Genomic DNA, 20854 nt, shown 5'->3' with positions numbered 1-20854 from the left:
ACTCAATCGTCGGCGACGATCTTCTTGGGTGGTGGAGGCGGCGCGAAAGCCACGGTGTCGGATTCGGGAGCGGAATCCATCGCGTCGGATTGGGTCAGCCAGCGATCCAGGCTATCGCGGCGGCGGATGCTGATGCCCTTGGTGCTGATATAGCCGACCTGCTCGAACCAGTCGGCCTTGCAGACCATCTTGGACGTTGTCGGCAGATTATCGAACAGGCGCTCATACGCCTTGCGCGCCTTGTGCTCCCATTTCTGCAGGGTCGGTTCGTTGAAGCGATTGCTCTCGTAATAGATGGTCAAGGTGCGGTCATGGTTGCCGAAGCCGACAACGGCGGCGCCCAGGCGCACGGCCGCCAGCACTTCCTCCTTGATCGCGGCAGTGGGCACGAACAAGGCGGCGCGGCTGTCCTCCTTGTCGGGCCGCTGCAGCGGCAAATCCTGTCCAAACTGTACAGCCATCGCTCCCCCGCACTATGGTGGGCCGGACATGCAACAATGTTTCTTTCCGGCTATTTTTCCCGATTCTACCCCGGAGCCTGCCCTGGGACAAGCTTGGAGGCCGCGTATAATGCCGGTACTTCCGTTATACGACAAAATGATGTCTTTTCCATCTGCCGCCTTCGACACGGCAGCGCGCAATGTGCGCGACCTGCTCACCTACGCCATTGAACACGCCGCCCCGCAACAAGCCCTGGTCGTGTATGACCGCCGCAGCCCGCTCAACGCGGTGCTGACGGAGGCCTACCGCCGCGCCTTGCCGGAGGGCCGCTTCATCGACTTCGACAGCGTGGAGTCCCAGCAGGTGCTGGATGCCTTCGCGTCGCTGCAGGCCGGGGACCTGGTGGTGCTGATCCAGACCACCAGCTTCCGCCTCAACGAATACCGCATCCGCATGGAGCTGTTCAAGCAGGGCCTGAAGGTGATTGAGCACCTGCACCTGTCGCGCATGCCCGAACATCAGGGCCTGATCTATATCGACGCCCTGGCCTACGATCCGGCCTACTACCGCGGCACCGGCCATGCACTGAAAGCGCGCATCGACCGCGCGCAATCGGGCATGGTGGACAGCGGCGGCGAGCGCCTGGTGTTTGCATCCCCGTTCGAAGAAGCCAAACTGAATATCGGCGATTACAGCGCCATGAAAAACGCGGGCGGCCTGTTCCCCATCGGCGAAGTGTTCACCGAGGCGCAGGACCTGGAAGCAGTGAATGGCCGCGTGAAAGTGTTTGTTTTTGGCGACACTTCCTTCCACGTCAACCGCCCTGAAACGCCAATCACCATGATCGTCGAGAAAGGCCGCGTGGTCGGCGCCGAGAACAGCACGCCGGAATTCGACAATATGCTGGCCATCATCCGCGCCCACGAAGGCGAGGTGTGGGTGCGCGAACTGGGCTTCGGCATGAACCGCGCCTTATCGCGCGAGCGCATGGTGGACGATATCGGCACCTACGAACGCATGTGCGGCATCCACCTGTCGCTGGGCGCCAAGCATGGGCAGTATCAGAAGCCTCAGTTCAAGCGCAAGGATGCGCGGTATCATGTGGACGTATTCGCAGTCACCGAAGCGGTGTGGCTGGACGACGATCAGATCTACCGGGACGGCGCCTGGCTGCCTGCGTAATATCGGCGCCTCCCTTTTCGAAGGGAGACTATGCACGCTGCCATCACCTGGCTTGAATCCGTTTTTGCGGCCATTCCGTTAGGCCTGCTGGAAGTCTGGGGCCGCTTCGGCTACCTGCTCGGATTCGCCTTGATGCTATGTGCCTACGGCGGCTTTGTATTCGGCACCGACGGCCGCTGGGGCCTGGGCCGCATGCGCCAGAGCTGGAACGGCAAGGCCATGAGCAGCGCCGTCATCACCTTCGTATCCATTTTCGTTACGGGCTATATCGGTTCCTTTATCGTGCTGGTGCCGGGCGCCCAGACCTTCGAGTCGCTGAAGGACCTGTCCGTATTCCTGTGCGTGGTGCTGTTCGGCTATCCGGCCCTGCTGATTGTGCCCTTTGCCTACGGGCTGTCCGACCTGATCGAAGGCGTGCCGCCGGCCTTCCTGCTGGACTGGCTGCCCGGCTACTTCATCAACCCGGCCTGCTTCTGGCTGGCGCACCAGCTGATCGGCCGCAATCCGGACTTCCGCCGCAGCAGCGTATGGGCACGCTACGCGCTGTTCGTGTTCATCTTCATGGCGATCGAGCCGCAGCTGTGGGGCTACATCACCTCGCCCCAGTTCACGCCGGCGCTGGCCTATCGCAGCGTATCTTCCGCCCTGTTCTTCACCACCGCCATCACCTGGATTCTGGCGCCACTGGCCATGCTGCTCGCGCTGCCGCTGGCACGGCGCTATCACATGTTCTGGGCCGGGATTCCGGGCCATGTGCGCGAGCGGCCACTGGGCAGCAGCCAGTGGAAATGGGTCAATGCCCACGATGAACGCGAGCTGCTGCGCTGGGACGAAACGCCCGGCATGCCGCTGCGCATGCTGCTGGCCACACCGGTAATCGTGATGATGCTGGCGACGATCGGCATCACGGCCTGGCTGACGCTGGGCAGCGCGGAATCGGGTTCGGGCAAGCTGGCCAGCCGGCTGCATGAAGAGATCTCCTTCAATATCCGGCAGCAGCTGGATGATTACCTTGTGGCGGAACGGCAGTCCGGCCATGCCTTGCAACTGGAAGGCGTGAGCACGCTGCTGAAGGCGCAGGCCGTGGTAAAGCATGGGCAGGCCTTCATCATCAGCCTCGATGGCAATCTTCTCGCGTCATCGGCCGGGCCGACGCAGGTGGCACAGACCGCGATCAATGAACTGCGCCATGCCAACGGACCGCTTGCCTCGCTGGCCAGACCGATGCAGTACGAGTTCGATGTCGTCACCAGCAAACCGCTGGCGCGCGAAACCTGGATGAGCCAGGCCACGCCTTACCGCAGCCCCGACGGCAGTGCGGACTGGGTGCTCATCACGGTGATGCCGGAGTCCTATTATCTCGAAGGCGTCCGCACCGGTAACAGCCAGTCCGCCATGGTGCTGGCGTGGGCGCTGCTGGCGGCACTTCTGGCGGCCATCTGGCTGTCCGCGCTGGTGACAGGTCCGGTGCGCGGCATGGCGCGCGCCGCGCATGCCATCGCGGGCGGCGATATGGGCCAGCGAGTACCGGTCGGCCGTGTGCATGAACTGAGCGCACTGTCGCGTGCCTTCAACCACATGGCCACGCAGCTGCAGAAGTCCTTCAATGATTTGCAGACCATGGCGCGGGCTTTGGCGGCACGCGAGAAGTCGCTGGAGCAGAGCCAGGCGCGCTATCGCGAACTGTCCGAAGGCCTGGAGAAGCAGGTGGAAGAACGTACGCGTGAACTGAAGGTCGCGTTGCGCAATGCCGAAGCGGCGAACCAGGCCAAGAGCGCTTTCCTGTCGAATATGAGCCACGAGTTGCGCACGCCGCTGAATGCGGTAATCGGCTTTTCCGACCTGCTGGCGGGCCAGCGCGAAACCAGCGAAGACCAGCGCGGCAAGCTGGGCATGATCAACCGTGCAGGACATCATCTGCTTACGCTGATCAACGATATTCTCGACCTGTCCAAGATCGAGGCGGGACGCGCGGAGCTGAACCTCGTGCCGGTCGATCTGTCGGAGCTGTTCGCCACGGTGCTGGACATGGTACGCCTGCGCGCCCGCCAGACCGGCGTCGCCCTGCTGCTCGAGTGCGAGCATGCGCCGCATGCCGTTCTGGCCGATGGCCCCAAGCTGCGGCAGGTGCTGCTCAATCTTTTATCCAACGCCGTGAAGTTCACCACGCAGGGCAGTGTGACCTTGTCCGTCCGCAGCGAGGCGGCGGGCGCGCATCACGTGCTGCTGCATTTCGCTGTACGCGATACGGGTCCCGGCATCAGCGGCGACGACCAGGAACGCATCTTCCATCCCTTCGTGCAGGGTGCTGGCGCGCAGGCGCACAGCGGGACTGGCCTTGGCCTGGCCATCGTGCGCGATTACGTGCACCTGATGGGCGGCGCAGTAACGTTGGAATCGTCGCCCGGCGCGGGCAGTACCTTCTCCTTCTCGATTGCCGCGACGCTGGCCGATGAAAGCGCCCTGCCCGCGCGCCGCACCGAGCGCGTTGCGGGCCTGCCCGCCCACGAGCGCGGCAAGGTGGTACTCATCGTCGACGACAGCACCGAATCGCGCACCCTGCTGCGAGGGCTGCTTGAGCCACTGGGCTTTGTGACGATGGAAACCGCCGATGGAGAAGATGGCGCCGCGCGCGTGCTGGCCATGCAGCCCGATCTGGTGCTGGCCGACTGGCGCATGCCGAAGCGCGATGGCCTGTCGTTGACGCGCTTCATTCGCGCGCAGCAAGGCATTCGCCAGCCGCGCATCGTCATCCAAAGCGCCAGTGCATTCGAAGCGGAACGCCGCGAAGCACTGGCCAGCGGCGCAGATGAATTCATCCGCAAGCCGATCGAGCAGGACCAGTTGTTCGCCGCCATCGAGCGCCAGCTAGGCTTGCACTTCCTGCGCGAAGTCACGACTTCGATCGAGGTCCCCGACGCCGCCGCGCCCGAAACGCCCTTGCCCACGCCGACCGGCGCCGAGCTGTCCTCCATGAATGCCCGGTTGCGCGCCGAACTGCGCGACGCCATCGCCACCCTCAATACCCATCGCATCGACCACCTGCTGCTGACGATCGAGGCCACCCATCCGGCATTGGCGCCACGCATCCGCCACATGCTGGAACGTGCGGAACACCAGCAACTCTGGAGATTACTTGGCAATGCGGACTGACCTTAGGTAAAATTTGCTTATTTACTAACTTCGTTTGCATTCCCATGACGTCCGCTCCCAGCTCCTTCCACGTCGCCCTGACCGGATTAAGTGACGGCCATTCCGCCGAAGACGTCGCCCACCGCCTCGCCGGCATTTTCAAACAGCCGCCCGAAAAAATGCAGGCCATCCTCGATGGCAAGCGCCGCGTGTTGAAGAAAGGCTTGAGCGAAGCCGCTGCCCGCCAGTACATCGCCGCGCTGGAAGCGGCTGGCTGCACCTGCCTGTATGCGCCGGATGCCGTGGCACAGGCCGCGACCTCGCCTTCATCAATGCCTGCGCAAACTCCAGCGCCGGTAGCGCCACCGGCTGCATCGCCGGCACCGGCCCCCGCAAGCGCGCCGGCTCCCGCAACGTCAGCGCAATCCGCGGCACCGCCAGCCACATCTGGTGGCAGCATGGGCCGCAACTTCTCGGCGGGCACCGCTGCGGTTGGCGCACGGGTCAGCGCCTCACGCGGAGCCGCCGCACCAGCCGTGTCGGCGGAAGAGTTCCGCGAGCGCCAGGCCAAGCTCGCCCTGTACCGGATGGGCGCGGGACAAAAGCTGGTGATCGCATCGATTGTGCTGAACGGTGTCCTCGCTGGACTGAACAAACATATGGCGCTGCTGCCCAGCTTTATTGCGGCGCTGGCGGTGGCGGCGGTGATGCTGTCCGGCCTCCTCAGCATGTGCCGCGGCCTGGGCATCAACGGCATAAAGCGCGTGCTGCTGTTCCTGTCGCAGTTCGTGCCCCTTATTGGCCTGGTTGTGCTGCTGGTCATGAGCCGGAAATCGGGCAATGCGCTGAAAAATGACGGCATCCGCGTCGGTCTGCTCGGACCAGACACCGACGAACTGGCCGTACTGGCGCGCGAAGCCGGAATGCCGGAAGGCACGCGTCCACGCGTAGCGATGGCCGTGGTGGCCGTGCTGGTGGTGATCGGCGCCTGTTTCGCAGTCAGCAGCCACTATCGCGAAAAAGAAGAACAGCTGGCCGCGCTGGAGATGTCCTTCCCCTGCGAACTGGTGGGCGAATGGGACATCAGCAGCCGCCTCGGCGACTTCGCGCTGACGCTTGACGAAGGCGGCGCAATGCGCAGCAGCGACGGCAAGGCCGGTAAATGGGAACTGGGAGAAGGCGAGCTGCTGGTCACCGAGGGCAACGCGACGACGCATTACGCCATCGGCCGCACCGAGAACGGCTATATGCTGGAGCGCATGAGCGTCGCGCACACCATGACGCTGAAACGCCGCCTGCCCAGCAAACGCTGCAAGGCTTGATTTTGCTTTACAGACAACAAAACTTGGTTAAAAATATTTAGTATTTACTAACCACACGGTTTTGTTCGATGAGCGCAGCATCCTTCCAAGTTGCCCTGACCGGCCTGCAAGATGGCCATGTTGCTGAAGACGTGGCCCACCGCCTGGCGCGGCTGTTCACGCAGCCGCCCGAAAAGATGCTCGCCATCTTGGACGGTAAGCGCCGCATCCTCAAGCAAGGCCTGAACGAAGCCGACGCCCGCAAATACGAAGCCGCCCTGCACGGCGCAGGCTGCAACTGCACCGTATCAACGCTGCCCGCCGGCGCCGCAGCTAATGCTGCCGAGGGCCGCGCCACCCGCGACGTCGCCGCCGCCACTGATGCCGCACTCGCCGGTCTGGTTGTCCGCGCTGAACAGCATCGCGCCCGCACGGCCCAACAAGCCAACGCCGACCTGGCCGCCGGCCAAAAACTCGCCATCGACGCGCTGATCCTGCACGGCATCTACCTGGTCGTCCAAAAACACCTCGACCCAGGCGCCAGCGTTATCGCCTGGCTGCCGATCGTCGCGGTCATGGTCGCCAGCATGCTCCGCCTGTGCCGTGGCCTGGGCTACACAGGCGCCAGGCGCACGCAGTTCGTCGCGCTGATGGCCATTCCACTTGTCAGCCTGATCGCGCTGGGCGTCTTTGGCGCCACATCAAAAGCCCGCGTCGGCTAAGGCTTTGTCCCATGGCGGGACGGGCTGGTATTCGGCCAGCAGAAAATCGATCAAGGCGCGGACCTTGGGGGATGGCTGGCGGCTGGCGGGATAGAGGGCGCTCAGGTGATTCAGCGGCAGTGACCACTCACTGAGCACGGGCACGAGGCGGCCTTCGAGGATATCGCGCCAGGCGAGGAAAGTGGTGGTGTAGACGATGCCGAGGCCGCGCAGGGCGGCGTGCTGCAGCACCAGGCCATTGTTTGCAGTGAAGGCCGGCGTGATGCGCACTGTGGTTTCTTCTTTGCCGCGTTTGAAATGCCAGACGATGCCGCCCGTCAGGTGGCTGAAGTGCAGGCACTGGTGGCGGTGCAGGTCTTCCGGCGTGTCGGGGCGTCCGGCGCGTGCAAGATACGACGGTGCGGCACACAGCACACCTTTGCATGGCGCGAGCGGACGGATGGCCAACGCGCGTGAATCTGGAATGCCGCCAACGCGGATGGTCAGGTCGAAGCCATGTTCAATCGGATCGAGCAGCGCATCATCCACGTGCAGGGATGGCGTGAGCTGCGGATGCGGCAGACTGAATCGCGCCACGGCGTCGGCCAGCCACTCGCTGCCGAAGCTGGACGGGGCCTGGATGCGCAATGGCCCCGCCAGTTCAATCCCGGCGTGAGTAACCACTCTCGCCGCTTCCTGCGCCTGCGCTACGGCCAGCGCGCACGGTTCGAGATAAGCCTGTCCCACGTCGGTCAGGCTGACGTCGCGCGTGGAGCGATGCAGCAGACGCGCGTTCAGCTTTTCCTCCAGCGCCAGCACGTTCTTGCTGACCATGGCGCGCGTGATGCCGAGGCGGCGTGCGGCGCCGCTGAAGCTGCGCTGGCGCGCCACTTCCACGAAGATTTCCATTGCTTTGAGCTGGTCCATGGCTTAATTGTCTCCATTTTGGAGACAATGTGTCAACGGTTTGCCTGTAGATCGGCGCGAATCAAATCCCTACAATGACTCCATCGAATACAAGGAGCCGCATCATGTTGAGCGCAGAGCAGAAAGCCCAGTTCCAGAAGGACGGCTTTATCATCATCCCGAATTTCAAGACGGCCGAGGAAATCCGCGCCCTGCGCGCCCGCGCGGCGCAGATCGTCAATGACTTCGACCCGGCCGTGGCGCAAGGCGTGTTCACGACCAAGGACCAGAAGGCCGATGACTACTTCCTCGCTTCGGATAACACCATCCGCTGCTTCTTCGAGGAAGAGGCTTTCGGCGCCGACGGCCAGCTGAAACAGGCCAAGGAACTGTCCATCAACAAGATCGGCCATGCCATGCACGACCTTGATCCCGGCTTCCGCGCTTTCACGTCCGATCCGCGCCTGGAGCAAGTGGCGCGCGACCTGGGCCTGGACCAGCCGCAAGTCTGGCAATCCATGTACATCTTCAAGCAGCCCGGCATTGGCGGCGAAGTGCGCTGGCACCAGGACGCGACGTATTTCGAAACCACCCCAATCAGCGTGACCACGTTCTGGTTTGCGCTGGAAGACGCGACGCTGGAAAACGGCTGCATGTGGGCGGAACCCGGTGGCCATCGCACGCCGCTGCGCGAACGCTTCGTGCGCAATGGCGATGAAGTACGCATGGAAAAGCTGGACAGCATGCCCTGGCCGACCGACGCCACCGCCGTCCCGCTCGAATGCAAGGCCGGTTCGCTGGTGTGCTTCCATGGTCTGCTGCCGCACTACTCGGCGCCTAACCGCTCGTCGGTATCGCGTCACGCTTACACCCTGCACGTGACCGATGGCCGTACTGAATATTCGCCGCAGAACTGGATTCAGCGCGATGCAACCCTGCCGGTGCGAGGTTTCGTTTGAAGGTCCGTATCTTCGCCCCGCACTGGGGCAGCAATGAACTGGCGGCCGATGTGTTCATTGGCCGCGTACTGGAAGCGGGCTTTGACGGCATCGAAATGTCGCTGCCGCTGGATGTGGCGCAGCGCGACGATTGGGTATCGCGCATCCGCGCCGCAGGGCTGGATTTGATTGTCGCCCAATGGGAGACAGTCTTCCACACCGAGTTCGAGGCGCACAAACGCGCCCTGGCGGAGCTGCTGCACAATGCCTGCGCCGTCAAGCCACGCCTGGTGAACTCGCATACCGGCAAGGACTTCTATTCGCCTCAACAGAACGAGGAACTGATCGCTCTGGCCGACGCCATCTCGCAGGAGCATGGCGTGCCCATCGTTCATGAGATCCACCGCAGCCGCTTCAGCGGGCACCCGATGCTCCTGCTGCCTTATCTGGAGCGCTTGCCAAGGCTGATGCTGAATGCCGATCTGTCGCATTGGTGCGTGGCCTGCGAGTCGCTGCTGCAGGATCAGCCGGAAACGCTGGCGCGCACGCTGCCGCGCGTGCGTCACATCCATGCGCGTGTGGGGCATGCGCAAGGCCCGCAGGTGGCGGACTTCAGGGCGCCTGAATTTGCGGGCGAACTGGCGGCGCACCTGTCCTGGTGGGATCGGATCATTGAGCTGCGCCGCGCAGACGGCGCGGAGATCATGACGATGACGCCGGAATTCGGCCCGGCGCCTTATACCTTCAACCTGCCGTATACGCAGGAGCCGGTAACGAATGCATGGGAGCTCAACGTCGCCATGCTGAAACTGCTGCGCGAGCGCTACTAAGCTAGGCCGTCGCAGTGCTCTCTTCGTCCTCACGTTCCGGCACCGTCCGCGGGAGCGTGAGGATGACCAGCGTGCCTTCGCCCGGCTTCGATTCGATGTCGATCCGGCCGTGCAGTACGCCCGTCACCAGGTTGTAGACGATATTCATGCCCAGTCCCGAACCGCCCTGCCCCATCTTGGTGGTGAAGAACGGATCGTAAATCTGGCGCAGCACCTTGGTGTTCATGCCTACGCCGTCGTCGCGGAAGCGCAATTGAACGGTGTTGTCAGGCAGCTCACGGATGGAAATCGTAATCGTCCCGCGCTCGCGGCCTTCAAAGGCGTGCAGCATGGCGTTGTTGATCAGATTACTGAGCACCTGCCCCACGCTGCCGGGATAGGACAGGCAAGTCACACTCTCCGGCATCTCCACCTTCACTTCGCAATTCGCCCGCCGCAGCTGGGCCGCGTAAGTGGCCAGGGTATCGTGCAGCACGGCGCACAGATTGAAGCTGCGGCGCTGGTCGGAAGTCTGATCCACCGCCACCTGCTTGAAAGAGTTGATCAGGTCCGCCGCACGGCGCAGCGAACCGGCGATGATGGAGCAGGCCAGCTTTGCATCGCGCAGATGGGATTCCAGCGTGGAGCGGCGTACACCGCCCGCCTCCACCAGCTGGCGTTCGAAGTCCACCACCATATCGTTCAGCGCCGTCGATGTCAGCAGGCTGTTGCCGATCGGCGTATTCAATTCATGCGCAATGCCGGCCACCAGCGCGCCCAGCGAAGCCATCTTCTCGGACGTGATCAGCGTGGCCTGCGCCTGCTGCAAGGTTTGCAGCACGGCCGACAAATCCTTGTGCGCCACTTCCACGTTATTCTTTTGCAGCGCCAGCTCCTTCAAGCTGCGTTCCAGGCCGTACTTGGCATCCATCAGATCCGCTTCGGTGCGCTTGCGGTCACTGATGTCATTGATCACCCACACCGCACCCTTGCCCGCATCGGCCTTGTCCAGCAAGCGCCCATTGACCATGCACCAGCAGCGCGAACCATCCATGCGGCGCAGCTCCAGCTCGAAGTGGGCCTGATTATTTTCGGTCATGAAGTGGAAGGGATCGGGTTCGCCGGGCCGCACAAGAATCGTACAGCGCTCGCCCGTCAACGCGCCGGGAAGATAACCCATCAACTCTTCCAGACCGCGGTTGCAGCGCACGATCACACCATTGGCGAACAAACCGATGCCGACGACGGCGCTATCCTGCAGCGCGCGTTGCTCGTCCAGCGTTACGCGCAAGGCGTCGGCCAGTGCGCGGCGGCGCTGCAAGGTCATGATCAGTGCGCCAATCAGCGCGCTGATTACAAAGCCTGCACCACCGATCAGCGCGATCAGCGTGGTGTCGCGGCCATAGCGCGCGCCGGAGTGGCCATTGAATTGCATCACCCAGCGGCGCTCGCCCACATCCAGCGCGATGCTGCGCGACAGGCCATCCAGCGTAGGCTGGCGCCCCTTGCCGCCAACTTTGCCCGCGCTGTCGAACATCAGGTTATCCAGCGACGGCGGCTGCGGATTGGCGTCGCTCATATAGCCGGTATCGTTGATACGCACGTAGAGATGCTTCAGCAGCGGGCTATCGATCACTTCTTCCATCAGATCGTGCACGCGGAACACAATGGCGACAAAGCCGACCAGCGCTTCGTGGCGCTCCTCCGCTGTGGTCAGCGGAACACCGCGGCGATAAACCGGCGCACGCGCCACGAAACCGGGCTGGCCGGTGTTGTCCTGCACTAGCGTGATACGTTCGGTCGCCACCAGGCGGCCGCTGTCCATGCCCAGGCGCAGCGCCTGCAGATGCGGCGGCAGTGCGGCGAGATCGAGCCCGAAGGCATTCTCATTGCCGCGCATTGGTTCGTTGTATTCGATGATGAAGTGTTCATCGCGCACCGAGGCGGGATGAATCTTGAAGTCCGGGTAGCCGCCGCGCTGCAGACTGTCGTCGCGCCGCACGCTGTCGGCGTAGCGTTCAAGATTCGAGGAAGGGATGCGGCGCACAAACTGGATGGCCTGGAAGCCCGGATAGCGCCGCCTTACATCAAGCTCGCGCACATAGCGGCTGAATTCCAGGCGCGTGACTTCCTGGTCGATGGCGTAGATGCCTTTGATGCTGAGCAGCGTATCGAAATAAGTCTTCAGGCGCTGCTCGGTGTCGCGCGCGACTTTCTCGGTGTCGCGCTGGAAGGCCGCTGCGGACTCGCGGTCCTGCTGGTTCGTCACAAACATGCACACCCACACCGTGATGCAGATACCGACTATGAAGGCCAGGTAACCGTGGATGCGCATGAAGGGGCTCCGCTAGCTGGGATCGGGAAAGCGCGCTGCAATGTCCATGAACTGCTCCTCGATCGCCAGCATTGCATCCACCACATCGGGATCGAAATGCTCGCCGCTGCCCTGCCGAATCAGCTCGATCGCCGTCTCGTGCGTGAAGGCTGGCTTATAGACACGCCTGGAAATCAGCGCGTCGTACACGTCGGCCACTGCCAGCAGGCGCGCGGAAACGGGAATCGCCTCGCCGGCCAGGCCCTCCGGATAACCCGAACCGTCGTAGCGCTCCTGGTGCGAATACGTGATCTCGCGCGCGAAGCGCAGGAAAGTGGAGCTGGCGCCAAAGCGCTGCGCCACGCTATCGATGGCATCGCGGCCGTGCACCGTGTGCTGCTTCATCACCTCGAATTCTTCGGGTGTGAGCTTGTCCGGCTTGTTCAGGATGGCGTCCGGCACGGCGACCTTGCCGATATCGTGCAGCGGCGCCGCCTTGAACAGCAGCGGAATGTGCTCTTCCTTCAACTCATGGGCGAAACGCGGGTGGGCCTGCAGGCCGCGCGCCAGCGCTTCCACGTAATGCTGCACACGCGACAAATGACTGTCGGTTTTTCCATGGCGCTTTTCCGCCAGACTGGCCAGCGCCCACACGGCAGCATCGGCCAGTTGCGCCAGCTCGCGGGTGCGCTCAGCCACCAGCTGCTCCAGGTGGCGGCCCTGGCGCGACAGCAGCTCGCGCGCCTGCTTCAGTTCCAGCTGGCTGGCCACGCGCGACAGCAGCACTTCCGCCACGATGGGGCGGGTGACCACATCGGCGGCGCCTTCGCACATCATGTCCTGGCGATGCGCATCATCATCGCGGCCGACCACGATGATCAGCGGGATGGCGGCGGTATCCGGATTGGCGCGCAGTTGCTGGCAAAGCTGGGCGCCGCCGATATCGACGTCCGCCAGCACCAGATCGGGTCGCGGCAGCACCTGCGCCAGGCGCAAAGCGGCCGGCCCATCATCGGCCAGCCGTGTTTCATAGTGGTCCTGAAGCAGAGCGTTCAGGCGAACCAGGTTTTCCGCGGAAGCGTCGGCGATCAGGATGACCGGCTTCGTCTTGGCATTCATTGACAGCGTCTCCTTGCGGCCGGCGGCCGCACTCAGCTGAATGATACCGTAGGAAAAGCCTGATAGTCAGTCAGCAAGTGCTGGCGAGCCGTCGGAAAGGAAGGCGCCGAAGCAACGTGTGCACTCAATGCAGAACAAGTGCGCAACGCGGACGTTTTTTTGACGCAACACAAGTTGCAGATGGCCCTCTTCGCATACGGGGCAGGTCTCGCGCATGGTGCCGCAGGCTGTTACATCCTCGGCAAGGTAGTTGTCGTCATAGCGAACCCCATCTACAACAGATTGTGGGTCCATCTCGACGAGAAAGAGACTGGGCGCTGCTCCGCGTTGATCTGGCACGGGCTTGCCCGGCGTGTAAAAGTGATCCGCCTGATTCATTCTCATCCCCTTTGTGCCCTACGCGCGTGCGGGCACTTTAACCATAGCCAAATCGGCCACATGACGCAAGCGAAAACGGTCCCGGGAGAAATAGCTTGCAATTAGATCGCACACTATATATACTGCTTTCCATGGACACCAAGACACACAATCCTCTGCATCAGGTACCGCGGCTCGACCAGCAGCTGTGCTTTGCGCTGTACTCGACCTCGCTGGCCATGAACAAGCTCTACCGTAAGCTCCTGCGCAAGCTGGGGCTGACCTACTCGCAGTACCTCGTCATGATGGTGCTGTGGGAGCAGGATGAGCAGACCGTGTCCGCGCTGGGCGAAAAGCTGTTCCTCGATTCGGCCACCCTCACTCCGCTCCTGAAGCGGATGGAGCAAGCCGAGCTGATCAGCCGAAACCGTTGCCCGGACGATGAGCGCCAGGTCATCATCTCGCTCACGCCGCAGGGCCGGGCGATGAGCGATGAGGCTGCCGCTCTGCCCGAGTGCGTACTCAACGCAAGTGGCTGCAACCTGGACACTGTGGTCCGCCTGAAAAACGAACTGGGCGGCCTGCGTGACAACCTGATGAAGAATGTCTGACGCAGCATGTTTCGCGCCGTTAAGGCGTCCCAAATAAGTAGTGCACTATTTAATAGCAAACAATCTCAAGGAGCTCAAAATGAAAAGCCTGAAAACCTTCGCCGTTGCCTCTGCCCTGACCGTTTCCGTGACCGGCGCTTTTGCCGCTGACCTGACCGGCGTGGAACCGACCACTGCCGGCTTCCTGAAAGCGATCGAAAACGCGCCTGGCCTGGAAACCCTGACGCCGCAGGACGCGCGCCAGGTACTGGTGGGCGCACAGAAAGGCGCCAAGCTGCCGAAGGCGGATGTCTCCGAGAAGACTATTAAAGTAGATGGCAAGGATGTGAAGCTGCACATTGTGCGTCCGGCTGGCGCCAAGGGCACTCTGCCGGTGTTCATGTTCTTCCACGGCGGCGGCTGGATTCTGGGCGATTTCCCCACCCATGAGCGGCTGGTGCGCGACCTGGTGGTGGACTCCGGCGCAGCAGCGGTCTTTGTCGACTACACCCCGTCCCCTGAAGCGGGCTATGGCGTAGCAATCAACCAGGCTTACGGCGCGACCAAGTGGGTGGCTGCGCATGGCAAAGAAATCAATGTTGACGGCGCCCGTCTGGCCGTGGCCGGCAACAGCGTCGGCGGCAATATGGCAGCGGTGGTGGCGCTGAAAGCCAAGAACGAGCACGGCCCGAAATTGCGCGCCCAGATCCTGCTGTGGCCTGTGACCGACGCCGCCTTCGAAACCGGCTCCTACCAGCAATTCCAGAGCGGCTATTTCCTCACCCGCAACGCGATGAAATGGTTCTGGGATGCGTACACCACCGATGCATCGGCGCGCAAGGAAATCTACGCCTCGCCGCTGCAGGCATCCGTGGAACAGCTGAAAGGCCTGCCACCGGCGCTGGTGCAGACTGCCGAGTTCGACGTGCTGCGTGACGAAGGTGAAGCCTACGCCCGCAAGCTGTCGGCGGCTGGTGTTGAAGTTACGGCAACGCGCTACAACGGCATGATCCACGACTACGGCCTACTGAATCCGCTGGCCAAAGTCCCCGCCGTCCAAGGCGCCCTGCGCGCCGTCGGCACCGAACTCGCCTACCGCCTGAAATAACTTTTTTGGGGTCAGGCGCCAAATGCAACATGAGCCCGCTTGCCAAGCGAGCCCATGTCGCATTTAGCGCCTGACCCCAAGCACTGTCCGGGCGGACGTCCGCGGACAGTTGCCATGTATCAGGATTTTTACAAATGAATTGATCGGCCAGCGCCTGAGCTAGTCGTAGAATACCCCGGCATTTTCTTATAACAATGGGACAAATAAGGGGATTCAATGAAGCGCACGCTTTTCAGTTTGGCGGCTTTGTGGTTCGCCGCTTCCGCAGCCACCGCAGCCGATCCGTTTGACGATAAATTCCGCCAGCTCGACGAAATTCTGCCGACCGCCAACCAGTACCGCACCGCTTCCGGCGCGCCTGGCCACGCTTACTGGCAGCAGCGCGCGGACTACACCATCCGCGCCTCGCTCGATGAGGCCAACCGCGCCATCACCGGCACGGAAACCATCACTTACCACAACAATTCGCCCGACACGCTGACCTACCTGTGGGTCCAGCTTGACCAGAATATCTTCAAGCCCGATTCCGATGCCCGCATGATGATGACCGCGCCTTCGCGCGAAGCATGGGCCAAGGCGCGCACGGAAGAAGAAGGCATGAAGTTCGAAGGCATGCGCAATATTCTCACGCGCGACTTCGACGGCGGCTTCAAGATCACCGCGGTGAAGAACGCCAGCGGCGGCGCCCTGAAGTACACCATCAACCGCACCATGATGCGCATCGACCTGCCTACTCCGCTGAAGCCGGGCGAGCGCTTCGTCTTCGGCGTGGACTGGAACTACAAGATCAATGAGCAGAAGGTGCTCGGCGGCCGCTCCGGCTACGAATACTTCGAGGAAGACAAGAACACGCTGTTCGAAGTGGCCCAGTGGTTCCCGCGCATGGCCGCCTACTACGACGTTACCGGCTGGCAGCATAAGCAGTTCCTGGGCTCCGGCGAATTCACGCTGGAATTCGGCGACTACGATGTGAGCGTTACCGTACCGGCCGACCACGTGGTGGCCGCTACCGGCGAGCTGCAGAATCCGAACGATGTGCTGAGCGCGGCCCAGCGCGATCGCCTGGCCAAGGCCCGCACTTCGGACAAGCCGGTGGTCATCGTCACCCAGTCGGAAGCTGAAGCGGCCGAGAAGTCGGTCAGCAAAGCCACCAAGACCTGGCACTTCAAGGCCAAGAATGTGCGCGACTTCGCATGGGCGTCTTCGCGTAAGTTCATCTGGGATGCACAGGGCTTCAAGAAGGATGGCACCAATGTGATGGCGATGTCCTTCTATCCGAAGGAAGGCAATCCGCTGTGGGAGAAGTTCTCCACCCAGGCCATCATCCACACCATCAACGAGTACAACAAGTACAGCTTCGACTATCCATATCCGACCGCGATTTCGGTGAACGGTCCAGTGGGGGGCATGGAGTATCCGATGATTTCGTTTAACGGTCCTCGTCCTACCAAGGATAAGAAGACCGGCGAGATCACCTATTCCAAGCGCGCCAAGTACGGCCTGGTCGGCGTGGTGATCCACGAAGTGGGCCACAACTACTTCCCGATGATCGTCAACAGCGACGAGCGCCAGTGGACCTGGATGGACGAGGGCCTGAACACCTTCGTGCAGTACCTGGCCGAGCAGGCATGGGAAGAGAACTACCCTGCCACCCGCGGCGATCCACGCAATATCGTGGAGTACATGCGTTCCAAGAACCAGGTGCCGATCATGACCAACTCCGAGTCGGTCATCCAGTTCGGTAACAACGCTTACGCCAAGCCTGCGACCGCGCTGAACATCCTGCGCGAAACCATCCTGGGCCGCGAACTGTTCGACTACGCCTTCCGCGAATATGCACGCCGCTGGAAGTTCAAGCGCCCGACTCCGGCTGACTTCTTCCGCACCATGGAAGACGCTTCCGGCACCGACCTTGACTGGTTCTGGCGCGGCTGGTTCTACACCACCGACGCGGTGGACGTGAGCATCGACGGCATCACCGAGTACGGCGTCGGCACCATGAATCCGGAAACGGAGAAAGCATGGAAGAAGGCGCGCCATGATGAAGAGCCGATCAGCATCACCGATGAGCGCAACAAGGGCACCCTGCCGCGCCGCGTTGACGCGCATCCTGAGCTGAAGGACTTCTACAACGAGCACGACGACTTCACGGTCACCAACAAGGACCGCAACAAGTACGCCGAGAAGATGGACGACATGGAACAGTGGGAGAAAGACCTGCTGGCCCAGGGTAAGCACCTGTACCTGGTCGACTTCTCCAACCTCGGCGGCCTGGTCACGCCGCTGATCCTGGAGATCGAACTGAAATCGGGCAAGAAGTACATCGAGCGCATTCCAGCCGAAGTGTGGCGCTATTCGCCTAAGAAGATCACGAAACTGATCGTGACCGACGAGCCGATGGTGTCCATGGTGCAGGACCCGCGCTGGGAAACCGCGGATATCGACCAGAGCAACAACGCCTGGCCGCGCCGCGTGACCCCGTCGCGCGTGGAGCTGTTCAAGGCCAAGCGTCCGGATGATATGATGAAGGACTTTAATACTCCCCTGAAGAACGGCAAGGACACCAAAGCCAAGGCCGAACTCGATCAGAAGTAATGCGTCTTTTCAAAGCCGTCCTCGTGGCGGCGCTGATTTCCTTCGGCGCCGCCGCACAGGCCCACAATTATCACATGGGCTTGACCGAAATCAGTTTCAATGCCCATACGGGCAGCACGGAAATCGTCCATACTTACACGGCACATGATGTGGAAGCGCTGCTGATGAATCTCTATCAGCGTCCTTTCGATCTTGGACTGGAGGAGGATCAGGCCGTGTTCCGACGCTATATCGAAAAACAGTTCAGCATCACCGCCAACGGCAAGCGCCTGCCCGTGCAATGGGTAGGCGTCGATGCCAAGGCTGATAACATCATCGTCTATCAGGAAATCGAAAAGACGCCACTGCCGCACGGCGCTGTGCTGCGCGACGCGGTGATGAGCGACTTCCTGCCTACTCAGGTCAATACCGTCAACTTCGACGGACAAACGCTCGTCTTTACCACGCAGCGCAATGAGCAGCAGCTGCCTTGACCCTAACCCCGGGGTCAGACCCAAAGGGTCAGACCCGGGCCAGGGACAGCCGCGCACCCGGGTCCGCCGCTCCGGGCCTGCCCCGGTAGTTTGGACTTGCCTGATGCTGGCCTGCGCGCCAGCACATGCCGACGATCCTTTCCTGCAGCGCGTCTTGGTCGAAGGCTCGCGCGCCAGCCAGATCGGCATCGCCGACTCGGCCAGCGCCGGCACCGTCTCGCAAAGCCAGCTGGATGCGCGCACCGTGTATCGTCCCGGCGAGCTGCTGGAGGCCACGCCAGGCCTGGTGGTCAGCCAGCACAGCGGCGAAGGCAAAGCCAATCAGTTCTACCTGCGCGGCTTCAACCTCGATCACGGCACCGACCTGCGCACCACCGTGGACGGGATGCCGGTCAATGAGCGCAGCCACGCGCATGGCCAGGGCTGGACCGATCTGAATTTCGTCATACCCGAACTGGCAGCCCGGCTCGATTACAAGAAAGGCCCCTACTCCGCCGCTGAAGGCGACTTCGCATCGGCCGGCGCGACTTCGCTGGTCTATGCCAACCGGCTGATCCGCAATGAGGTCAGCATCACGGGTGGCCAGAACGGCTACGCCCGCGGCCTCGTTGCAGGATCGCAGGAGCAAGGTGATGGCAGCCTGCTGTACGCGCTGGAAGCCCTGCACAACGACGGTCCTTTCACGAATGGCGACAATTACCGCAAGCTGAACGCCGTGCTGCGCTATAGCCAGGGATATGCCAACAACGGCTACAGCATCACGGCCATGGCCTACCGTGGAGACTGGAACTCGACCGACCAGATCCCGCTGCGCGCCGTGCAGGATGGTTCACTGGGCCGCTTCGACGCCATCGATCCCACCGACGGCGGCAGCGCTCGCCGTTACAGCCTGTCCGCCAACTGGCGCCGCACCAGCGATGAAAGCAACACGCAGGCCAACGCCTACGTGATCAACAACCGCCTGTCGCTGTTTTCGGACTTCACCTACTTCCTCGATGATCCGGTCAATGGCGACCAGTTCGCCCAGCCGGACCGCCGCGTGACCAGTGGCCTGAACGCCAGCCACACCATTCACGGCCATGAGGAAGACATGGCCTGGCAGACCACCATCGGCCTGCAGGCGCAGAACGACAATATCTTCAACGGCCTGCAGCACACCAAGGCGCGGCAGACGCTGGAGGTCACGCGCGAAGACCACATCACCGAGTCCAGCGTGGCGCTCTACATCGAACAGCAGATCCGCCTGACGCCAACCGTGCGTATGATGGGCGGCGTGCGCGCCGACCATTACCGCTTCCGCGTCAAGTCAAACGAAGTTGAGAACAGCGGCGCGGCAAGCGACACGATGCTCAGCCCCAGCCTGAACTTCATCTTCGGACCGTGGGCCAACACCGAGTTCTACGCCAACGCAGGCAGCGGCTTCCACAGCAACGATGCGCGCGGCGTGGTCGCCAGGACCGATCCCGCCACGCCGCTGGCGCGCTCGCGCGGCTTTGAACTGGGCATGCGCAGCGAGGCAATCAAGGGCCTGCAAACCGTGGTATCGCTGTACCGTCTGGACTTCGATTCGGAACTGGTCTTCCTCGGCGATGCCGGCACCACGGAAGCTGGCCGCCCGAGCCGGCGCTACGGCATTGAATTCTCCAACTATTGGAAGCCGCTCAAATGGCTGTCCTTCGACGCCGATCTCGCCTACGCACGCGGACGCTACCGCGAGCGCGCAGCGGAGGGCGACTACATTCCCGGCGCAGTGGAAGGTGTAGCCCAACTGGCGCTGACCATCACGCCGCAAGGCCCGTGGTCCGGCGCCCTGCGCCTGCGCTATTTCGGCCCGCGTCCACTCATCGAAGACAATAGCGTGCGATCGAAAGGCAGCGCCACGCTGAACGGCCGCATCGCCTATAAATTCAGCAAGGCCACGCAAGTCGAACTGGAAGGTTTCAACCTCGCCAACCGCCGCGATTCGGCGATCGACTACTTCTACACCTCGCGCCTGCGCAATGAAGCCGAAGCGCATGACGACATCCACTTCCACCCGCTGGAGTCGCGGTCCTTCCGGGTGAGCCTCACACACACATTCTGAGTGCGTCGTACAATAGGTGGATGACACCTATCTTCACCCCGCTGGCGGAGCTGACCGCCTCCTTGCGCGATGCCGGTTATGCCCTGCTCTCGCCTGCCGATGTGGCCACGCTGGCCGGCTGCACCCTGGCCGACCTGGATGCACTCAAGCCAAGCTGGGACCAGCTGGCGCCGGACAATTACCTGAAAGACGGCGGCCGCTATCGCCGCCGCCGCCACTCCTGCTTCGTACAGGATGGCGACACGCTCACGCAAACCGCACACCGCGCCCACTGGCAACCGGTCGAATACAACGCCCTGCACGGCGGCATGCGCCGCATGTTCGAGCCGGTTGAAGCATCAACCGTGGCGCAGGCGGGTTGGCAGAAACTGGTGACGGCGCTGGGCCGCGAGTGCACCAAGGTGCGTGGCACGCATCCATGGTTTGTTGAAACCCACCAGTTCCGCATCGATACCACGGACGGCATCGGCCGCCCGACGCCGGAAGGCGCGCATCGCGATGGCGTCGATTGGGTCGCAGTGATCCTGATCGGCCGCGAGGGCATCAAGGGCGGCGAGACACGCATCTTTGAAGCCGATGGCCCTAACGGCAAGCGCTTCACCATGACCGAGCCGTGGACCCTGCTGCTGCTCGATGACGCAACTGTTATCCATGAATCCACTCCGATTCAGCCGCTGGCGGCCCATGGCCACAGAGATACGCTGGTCCTCACATACCGCGCCAACAGCTTCCAGGGTGACTGAGCCTCGTAGGGCGGATCATCGATCCGCCGTAGCTGCTCCGCAAGAGGCAAGAATCCGGTATA

The 20854-nt window shown here is 62.4% G+C and carries 17 protein-coding genes; 12 read left to right on the top strand and 5 right to left on the bottom strand.

What is annotated here, in order from left to right; genetic code table 11:
- Window positions 1-2: 2 nt before the first annotated feature.
- Window positions 3-461: a hypothetical protein gene (locus AB4Z19_RS08120; protein WP_442021991.1), complete on the bottom strand. Its 459-nt coding sequence runs from the start codon at window positions 459-461 to the stop codon at window positions 3-5.
- A gap of 136 nt (window positions 462-597) precedes the next feature.
- On the opposite strand from AB4Z19_RS08120, the gene AB4Z19_RS08115 reads away from it, so the two are divergent.
- From AB4Z19_RS08115 to AB4Z19_RS08100, 4 genes are all read left to right on the top strand, one after another.
- A complete protein-coding gene (locus AB4Z19_RS08115) occupies window positions 598-1623 on the top strand; it encodes a hypothetical protein (protein WP_442021989.1) in 1026 nt (341 codons plus the stop codon).
- A gap of 30 nt (window positions 1624-1653) precedes the next feature.
- Window positions 1654-4776, top strand: a complete 3123-nt coding sequence (locus AB4Z19_RS08110; RefSeq protein ID WP_442034949.1) for an ATP-binding protein — start codon at window positions 1654-1656, stop codon at window positions 4774-4776.
- A 44-nt stretch (window positions 4777-4820) separates the two neighbouring features.
- Entirely contained in the window at window positions 4821-6077 is a 1257-nt protein-coding gene (locus AB4Z19_RS08105) for a hypothetical protein (RefSeq protein WP_442021985.1), read from the top strand.
- Window positions 6078-6145: 68 nt separating this feature from the next.
- A complete protein-coding gene (locus AB4Z19_RS08100; protein WP_442021983.1) occupies window positions 6146-6778 on the top strand; it encodes a hypothetical protein in 633 nt (210 codons plus the stop codon).
- On the opposite strand, the gene AB4Z19_RS08095 is transcribed toward AB4Z19_RS08100, so the two are convergent.
- Window positions 6758-7684, bottom strand: coding sequence for a LysR family transcriptional regulator (locus AB4Z19_RS08095; protein WP_442021981.1), 927 nt, complete (start codon window positions 7682-7684; stop codon window positions 6758-6760). The two genes, AB4Z19_RS08100 and AB4Z19_RS08095, sit on opposite strands and share 21 nt — an antisense overlap.
- 104 nt (window positions 7685-7788) lie before the next feature.
- Between AB4Z19_RS08095 and AB4Z19_RS08090 the strand changes: the two genes are divergently transcribed.
- Both AB4Z19_RS08090 and AB4Z19_RS08085 read left to right on the top strand, forming a co-directional pair.
- The gene (locus AB4Z19_RS08090; protein ID WP_442021979.1) at window positions 7789-8622 is read left to right on the top strand and encodes a phytanoyl-CoA dioxygenase family protein; all 834 of its coding nucleotides are present in this window, start codon (window positions 7789-7791) and stop codon (window positions 8620-8622) included.
- Window positions 8619-9431: a sugar phosphate isomerase/epimerase family protein gene (locus tag AB4Z19_RS08085; RefSeq protein ID WP_442034948.1), complete on the top strand. Its 813-nt coding sequence runs from the start codon at window positions 8619-8621 to the stop codon at window positions 9429-9431. Before AB4Z19_RS08090 ends, AB4Z19_RS08085 begins: the two co-directional genes overlap by 4 nt.
- A gap of 1 nt (window position 9432) precedes the next feature.
- On the opposite strand, the gene AB4Z19_RS08080 is transcribed toward AB4Z19_RS08085, so the two are convergent.
- The 3 genes from AB4Z19_RS08080 to AB4Z19_RS08070 all read right to left on the bottom strand — a co-directional run bounded on the left by AB4Z19_RS08080 (window position 9433) and on the right by AB4Z19_RS08070 (window position 13221).
- Window positions 9433-11745 carry a sensor histidine kinase gene (locus tag AB4Z19_RS08080; protein WP_442021975.1) on the bottom strand — a complete coding sequence of 771 codons (2313 nt, stop codon included), beginning with the start codon at window positions 11743-11745 and terminating at the stop codon, window positions 9433-9435.
- Window positions 11746-11757: 12 nt separating this feature from the next.
- Window positions 11758-12843 carry an HD-GYP domain-containing protein gene (locus AB4Z19_RS08075; protein WP_442034947.1) on the bottom strand — a complete coding sequence of 362 codons (1086 nt, stop codon included), beginning with the start codon at window positions 12841-12843 and terminating at the stop codon, window positions 11758-11760.
- Window positions 12844-12909: 66 nt separating this feature from the next.
- A complete protein-coding gene (locus AB4Z19_RS08070; protein ID WP_442021969.1) occupies window positions 12910-13221 on the bottom strand; it encodes a hypothetical protein in 312 nt (103 codons plus the stop codon).
- A gap of 131 nt (window positions 13222-13352) precedes the next feature.
- On the opposite strand from AB4Z19_RS08070, the gene AB4Z19_RS08065 reads away from it, so the two are divergent.
- The 6 genes from AB4Z19_RS08065 to AB4Z19_RS08040 all read left to right on the top strand — a co-directional run bounded on the left by AB4Z19_RS08065 (window position 13353) and on the right by AB4Z19_RS08040 (window position 20792).
- Window positions 13353-13811, top strand: coding sequence for a MarR family winged helix-turn-helix transcriptional regulator (locus tag AB4Z19_RS08065; RefSeq protein WP_442021967.1), 459 nt, complete (start codon window positions 13353-13355; stop codon window positions 13809-13811).
- A gap of 79 nt (window positions 13812-13890) precedes the next feature.
- Window positions 13891-14898 carry an alpha/beta hydrolase gene (locus tag AB4Z19_RS08060; protein ID WP_442021965.1) on the top strand — a complete coding sequence of 336 codons (1008 nt, stop codon included), beginning with the start codon at window positions 13891-13893 and terminating at the stop codon, window positions 14896-14898.
- Window positions 14899-15114: 216 nt separating this feature from the next.
- Window positions 15115-17493 carry a M1 family metallopeptidase gene (locus AB4Z19_RS08055; RefSeq protein ID WP_442021963.1) on the top strand — a complete coding sequence of 793 codons (2379 nt, stop codon included), beginning with the start codon at window positions 15115-15117 and terminating at the stop codon, window positions 17491-17493.
- Entirely contained in the window at window positions 17493-17966 is a 474-nt protein-coding gene (locus AB4Z19_RS08050; RefSeq protein ID WP_442021961.1) for a DUF6702 family protein, read from the top strand. Before AB4Z19_RS08055 ends, AB4Z19_RS08050 begins: the two co-directional genes overlap by 1 nt.
- A gap of 103 nt (window positions 17967-18069) precedes the next feature.
- Entirely contained in the window at window positions 18070-20049 is a 1980-nt protein-coding gene (locus AB4Z19_RS08045) for a TonB-dependent receptor (RefSeq protein ID WP_442021959.1), read from the top strand.
- Between the two features lie 20 nt (window positions 20050-20069).
- On the top strand, window positions 20070-20792 hold the full coding sequence (locus AB4Z19_RS08040; protein WP_442021957.1) for a 2OG-Fe dioxygenase family protein: 723 nt from the start codon (window positions 20070-20072) through the stop codon (window positions 20790-20792).
- Window positions 20793-20854: the final 62 nt, after the last annotated feature.

This window comes from Pseudoduganella sp. RAF19, from assembly GCF_052114165.1.
In the GTDB taxonomy this organism is placed as follows: Bacteria; Pseudomonadota; Gammaproteobacteria; order Burkholderiales; family Burkholderiaceae_D; genus Rugamonas.
This window is presented reverse-complemented; position numbering and strand designations above follow the sequence as displayed.